Origin of the sequence: Vibrio sp. S234-5 (genome assembly GCF_000960595.1) — a bacterium.
In the GTDB taxonomy this organism is placed as follows: Bacteria; Pseudomonadota; Gammaproteobacteria; order Enterobacterales; family Vibrionaceae; genus Vibrio.
Genome location: NZ_JZAM01000237.1, coordinates 275,051 through 281,273, shown reverse-complemented (window position 1 = coordinate 281,273; position 6,223 = coordinate 275,051). Strand labels below are relative to the sequence as shown.

At 47.0% G+C, this 6,223-nt stretch carries 6 protein-coding genes; 5 read left to right on the top strand and 1 reads right to left on the bottom strand.

What is annotated here, in order from left to right; all coding sequences use genetic code 11:
- The 5 genes from UF06_RS15700 to mscS form a co-directional block, all read left to right on the top strand.
- Positions 1 to 683, top strand: a 683-nt coding sequence (locus UF06_RS15700; protein WP_277914544.1) for a transketolase C-terminal domain-containing protein, incomplete at its 5' end; no start/stop codon positions are given.
- 113 nt (positions 684 to 796) lie between these two features.
- Positions 797 to 1,822, top strand: coding sequence for an erythrose-4-phosphate dehydrogenase (epd, locus tag UF06_RS15695; protein ID WP_045571279.1), 1,026 nt, complete (start codon positions 797 to 799; stop codon positions 1,820 to 1,822).
- 147 nt (positions 1,823 to 1,969) lie between these two features.
- Positions 1,970 to 3,133: a phosphoglycerate kinase gene (locus tag UF06_RS15690; RefSeq protein ID WP_045571261.1), complete on the top strand. Its 1,164-nt coding sequence runs from the start codon at positions 1,970 to 1,972 to the stop codon at positions 3,131 to 3,133.
- Between the two features lie 156 nt (positions 3,134 to 3,289).
- Positions 3,290 to 4,366, top strand: a complete 1,077-nt coding sequence (gene fbaA, locus UF06_RS15685) for a class II fructose-bisphosphate aldolase (RefSeq protein WP_039430514.1) — start codon at positions 3,290 to 3,292, stop codon at positions 4,364 to 4,366.
- A gap of 212 nt (positions 4,367 to 4,578) precedes the next feature.
- Positions 4,579 to 5,442 (top strand): small-conductance mechanosensitive channel MscS, encoded by an 864-nt coding sequence (gene mscS / locus UF06_RS15680; protein WP_045571260.1) that lies wholly within the window; start codon positions 4,579 to 4,581, stop codon positions 5,440 to 5,442.
- 89 nt (positions 5,443 to 5,531) lie between these two features.
- Here the strand turns inward: mscS and UF06_RS15675 are convergent, their stop codons facing one another.
- Positions 5,532 to 6,161 (bottom strand): LysE/ArgO family amino acid transporter, encoded by a 630-nt coding sequence (locus tag UF06_RS15675; RefSeq protein WP_045571259.1) that lies wholly within the window; start codon positions 6,159 to 6,161, stop codon positions 5,532 to 5,534.
- Positions 6,162 to 6,223 lie beyond the last annotated feature (62 nt).

Below are 6,223 nucleotides of genomic sequence, written 5' to 3'. Positions count from 1 at the left end.
TGGAATACGCACGTAACGCAATGCGTATGGCGGCTCTGATGAAGATTCAGAACATCCAAGTGTACACGCACGATTCTATCGGCTTGGGTGAAGATGGCCCAACTCACCAACCCGTTGAGCAAATCGCATCGCTACGTCTAACACCAAACATGAGCACATGGCGTCCATGTGACCAAGTGGAATCAGCAGTAGCATGGAAACTGGCGATTGAGCGCAAAGATGGCCCATCAGCGCTGATTTTCTCGCGTCAAAACCTAGCGCAGCAAGAGCGTACGGCACAGCAAGTGACAGACATCGCCAAAGGTGGTTACATCCTGAAAGATTGCGAAGGCAAGCCTGAGCTTATCCTTATCGCGACGGGTTCTGAAGTTGAACTCGCAGTGAAAGCCGCTGAGCAACTAACCGCAGAAGGTAAGAAAGTGCGCGTGGTTTCCATGCCATCAACCGATGCATTCGACAAACAAGACGCCGCTTACCGTGAAGCGGTACTGCCATCAGACGTAACAGCGCGTATTGCTATCGAAGCGGGCATTGCCGATTTCTGGTACAAGTACGTCGGCTTTGGCGGTCGCATCATCGGTATGACCACCTTCGGTGAATCAGCGCCAGCGGACCAACTGTTCAAGATGTTTGGTTTCACAGTAGAAAACGTGGTGAACACCGCGAAAGAAATCATCGCTTAAACGCTACAAAGTGGAACAAGCCGAGTCAACCTGACTCGGCTTTTATTTTAATGCGCAAAGGTTTTCGATCAGTTACTATGCGTGACACGAAAAAAATGTGGGGCGATGGAATTATGCTAAAAGTTGCGATCAATGGATTTGGACGTATAGGTCGTAATGTTTTAAGAGCCGTGTATGAGAGCGGTAAGCATCAGCAGATCAAGGTGGTGGCGGTGAACGAACTGGCCCAGCCGGATGCCATGGCCCATTTGCTGCAATACGACACCTCGCATGGTCGTTTTGGTAAGAAAATCAGCAATGACCAAGAACACATTTACATTCATCACAGCAACGGTGAAATGGATACGGTGCGTATTCTTCATCTGGCTGACATCGATTTACTCCCTTGGCGTGATTTAGAAGTCGATTTAGTGCTTGATTGTACTGGCGTATACGGCTCGCAAGCCGATGGTCAAGAACACATCAAAGCAGGCGCGAAGAAAGTGCTGTTTTCTCATCCTGGCGCGAACGATGTGGACAACACCATCATCTATGGCGTCAATCATCAAACGCTGACCGCGCAGCACAAAGTTGTGTCTAACGGCTCTTGCACCACCAACTGCATCGTGCCAATTATTAAGGCCCTCGATGATGCTTTTGGCATCGAATCTGGAACCATCACCACCATTCACTCCTCAATGAACGATCAACAGGTGATTGACGCTTACCACACCGATCTGCGCCGTACTCGCGCTGCCAGTCAGTCCATCATTCCTGTGGACACTAAGTTGCATAAAGGAATTGAAAGAATATTCCCGAAATTTTCCAACAAATTTGAAGCTATTTCGGTGCGAGTGCCGACAGTTAACGTCACTGCGATGGATTTGAGCGTCACAATTAATACAAATGTGAAAGTTAATGACGTAAATCAAACCATAGTGAAGGCGTCTCAGTGTACATTACATGGCATTGTTGACTATACTGAAGCGCCATTGGTTTCCATCGATTTCAACCACGATCCGCATAGTGCGATTGTGGATGGAACGCAGACACGAGTCAGTAACGGGCATTTGGTGAAAATGCTGGTGTGGTGCGATAACGAATGGGGCTTTGCGAATCGCATGCTGGATACTGCGCTCGCAATGCAGGCGGCTAAGTAGTCTGTAGTCGCCACGGAGAAAATTTATTTCTAGGCTTGAAATAAATTGCTAGTAACTCCATATCAAGACCAGTTTAAAGAATTAACAGGCTTGGCAGGGTTGCCGAGTTTTCAAAAACTTTATTTTTAATATTTGAGAGGACACAACATGTCTGTAATCAAGATGACTGACCTGGATCTCGCAGGTAAACGTGTATTTATCCGTGCTGACCTTAACGTGCCAGTTAAAGATGGCAAAGTCACTTCTGATGCACGTATCATCGCATCTCTGCCAACGATCAAACTGTGCCTAGAAGCGGGCGCGAAAGTGATGGTGACGTCTCACCTAGGCCGTCCTACTGAAGGTGAATACGCAGAAGAATTCTCTCTACAACCTGTTGTGAACTACCTAAACGACGCGCTAGATTGCGAAGTGAAACTGGCGAAAGACTACCTAGACGGTCTTGAGCTAAACGCGGGTGAATTGGTTGTTCTTGAAAACGTTCGCTTTAACAAAGGCGAGAAGAAAAACGACGAAGAACTTTCTAAGAAATACGCGGCACTATGTGACGTATTCGTAATGGATGCATTCGGTACCGCTCACCGTGCGCAAGCATCAACGCACGGCGTTGGCATGTTTGCTGACGTAGCGTGTGCGGGTCCTCTACTGGCTGCTGAACTAGATGCACTAGGTAAAGCGATGAGCAACCCAGAGCGTCCTCTAGTGGCTATCGTTGGTGGTTCTAAAGTTTCTACTAAGCTGACTGTGCTTGAGTCGCTATCAAAAATCGCTGATCAACTGGTTGTTGGTGGTGGTATCGCTAATACTTTCATCGCAGCAGAAGGCCACAATGTAGGTAAATCTCTGTACGAAGCTGACCTAGTGGAAACAGCACAAAAACTGATGAAAGAGTGTGCGATTCCAGTAGCCACTGACGTTGCGTGTGCCAAAGCATTCGATGAGAACGCAGAAGCAGAAATCAAACACGTTTCTGAAGTTCAAGACGATGACATGATCTTCGACCTAGGCCCTGATTCAACGGCAGCACTAGCGGAAATCATCGCAAACGCGAAAACCATTCTTTGGAACGGCCCGGTAGGCGTATTCGAATTCAAAAACTTTGAAGCGGGTACTAAAGGCATTTCTGAAGCGATCGCTAAGTCTCCAGCATTCTCTGTAGCAGGCGGCGGTGACACGCTAGCGGCGATCGACAAGTTCGGTATCAAAGCGGACGTATCTTACATCTCTACTGGCGGCGGTGCGTTCCTTGAGTTCGTAGAAGGTAAAGTACTTCCAGCGGTTGAAATGCTAGAAGCACGCGCTAAAGCTTAATCAATATGTCGAGGGCGGGAGAAATCTCCCGCTTTCTTGTTTGCTGCATGCGCCGGTTTCTTCTGCTAGAATGACGCCCGTTGTGAGCAAACGTTTGCAAGAATTTAAACTTAACAAGTTTTGTTTTTAAAACGACAGATAAATAGGATTCCATCCATGTCTAAGATCTTCGATTTCGTAAAACCTGGTGTTATCTCTGGTGATGACGTACAAAAAGTATTTCAAGTAGCTAAAGAGAACAACTTCGCTCTTCCAGCAGTGAACTGTGTGAACACAGATTCTGTTAACGGTGTACTAGAAGCGGCTGCGAAAGTGAAAGCACCAGTTATCGTTCAGTTCTCTAACGGTGGCGCGGCTTTCTTCGCAGGTAAAGGCGTTAAACTGGAAGGTCAAGGCGCACAAATTCTTGGTGCAGTAGCGGGCGCGAAATACGTTCACGCTGTCGCTGAAGCATACGGTGTGCCAGTGATTCTGCACACTGACCACGCGGCTAAGAAACTTCTACCATGGATCGACGGTCTGCTAGACGCTGGTGAAGAGTTCTTCGCTCAAACTGGTAAGCCTCTATTCTCTTCTCACATGCTAGACCTTTCTGAAGAGTCTCTAGAAGAGAACGTTGAAACCTGTGCTAAATACCTAGAGCGCATGGCGAAAATGAACATGACAATCGAGATCGAACTGGGTTGTACTGGTGGTGAAGAAGATGGCGTTGATAACTCAGATATGGACTCTTCTGAGCTGTACACTTCTCCTGAAGACGTTGCTTACGCATACGAGAAATTGAACGCAGTGAGCCACCGTTTCACTATCGCGGCTTCTTTCGGTAACGTACACGGCGTTTACAAGCCAGGTAACGTTGTTCTGACTCCAACTATCCTACGTGATTCTCAAGCGTACGTTTCTGAGAAATTCGGTCTTCCAGCGAACTCTCTGAACTTCGTATTCCACGGCGGTTCTGGTTCTACTGAAGCAGAAATCAAAGAGTCTATCTCTTACGGTGTGATCAAAATGAACATCGATACCGATACTCAGTGGGCAACTTGGGACGGCATCCGTAAGTACGAAGCCGAAAACCACGATTACCTGCAAGGTCAGATCGGTAACCCAACGGGTGAAGATGCGCCGAACAAGAAGTACTACGATCCACGCGTATGGCTACGTGCTGGTCAGGCTTCTATGGTTGCTCGCCTTGAGAAAGCCTTTGCTGACCTGAACGCAGTAGACGTACTGTAATTCGTCGCAAATTTTTGCTAAAAGCCCGCTCATTTGAGCGGGTTTTTTTATGCTTGTTAATCACTTATGGTGAAATTTCTGGCACATATGACGAGAATTGCTTAACCTTGTACAGATTGATATGAGTGCTGCCTTGTGGGGTATCCCATATCAATGGCACGCTAAATAGCCACGTATACATACAGGCTCGTAACAGATTGAGGAAAGAAATTATGGCAGGTGAATCTGTGGGGATTGAAACTCCACTTGTAGACAGTCTGGCACAGGCTGAAACTTGGCTGACGAACAACTCAGACCTATTTATTCAATACGGCGTGAATATTATTTCCGCCATCATTATTCTGTTCATTGGTAACATGATAGTGAAAGCGGTGGCAAACAGCGTCGCGAAAGTACTTGAAAGCAAACAGATGGATAAGGCAGTCGTGCAGTTTATTCACGGCTTAGTGCGTTACCTCTTGTTTGTCATTGTGCTGATTGCTGCTCTTGGCCGTCTTGGCGTGCAGACTGCTTCCGTGGTGGCTGTGATTGGTGCCGCTGGTTTAGCGATTGGTTTGGCTTTGCAAGGTTCCTTGTCCAACTTTGCCGCAGGTGTGCTGATTGTCGCTTTCCGTCCTTTCAAGTCGGGCGATTATGTTGAAGTGGGTGGCGTTGCAGGCAGCGTTGAAGCGATCCAGATTTTTCAAACAGTACTCAAAACGCCAGACAACAAAATGGTGGTGGTACCTAACTCATCGGTGATTGGCGGACCAATCACAAACTATTCTCGTCACGAAACACGCCGTGTAGATATGGTGATTGGCGTTTCTTACAAATCGGATCTGAAGAAAACCAAACAGGTGTTGCGTGAAACCTTGGAAAAGGATCCGCGTATTTTGAAAGATCCAGATATCACTATTGGGGTACACACGCTGGCGGACTCATCTGTTAACTTCGTTGTGCGTCCTTGGGTGAAAACCGCAGATTACTGGCCAGTCTACTTTGACAATATGCAGGCGATTAAAGAGGCGTTGGATGCCAACGGTATCGAGATCCCATTCCCACAAATGGATGTTCACTTAAACAAAATGAACTAACTTGTTATCTTGATAGAGAACAGCGCAAAGCGAGGCGAAAAGCCTCGCTTTTTCTTTATCAGGAAACAAAATATGCCGTGCACGTAAGATTAGCTGTACTGCAGATATAGCCCTTTGGTTAGCACAAAGGCGATAGTAAACATCATGGCGGCTACCAGCATATCGATCCCGCGTTTTACCTTTGGTTTTGACAACGTTGGGCCGAGCTTTGCGGCGCCAATCGATAAGGTATAAAACCAGACAAAAGAAGCCAAAATGGTGCCGAGAGCAAAAGCAATTCGATCATTTCCTTCAAACTGACCACCAATTGAGCCAAGAATCACTACGGTATCCAAATAGAGGTGCGGGTTGAGTACAGTGACCGCTAAAGCACCAAGAATAACGGTACGACGCCCGCGTGCCGTAATCTCCTGTTTATTTTCAGCAGTGTAGCCCGGTTTTAGCGCACTGCGCAGCGACATGAAACCGTACACGGCAAGAAAAGCAATTCCCCCTAAGGTGACGGAAGTCAGTAGCATCTCATTTTGTGACAAAATCGCGCCGCCACCAAAAATACCCAGAGAGATAAAAATCATATCCAGTACGCTGCAGATAGCGGCCGTGGTCAAATGATGTTGTCTTTTGATGCCTTGATTCAGCACAAAGGCATTTTGTGCACCAATGGGAATAATCATGGTCGCGCCTAAGCCAAATCCCTGTAATAACAGCCAGAAATTCACGGTAAACCTCAGATAAAAAGTGATACAGATAAGAGAATGTGAGCAAGGTATCCCTTTTATCT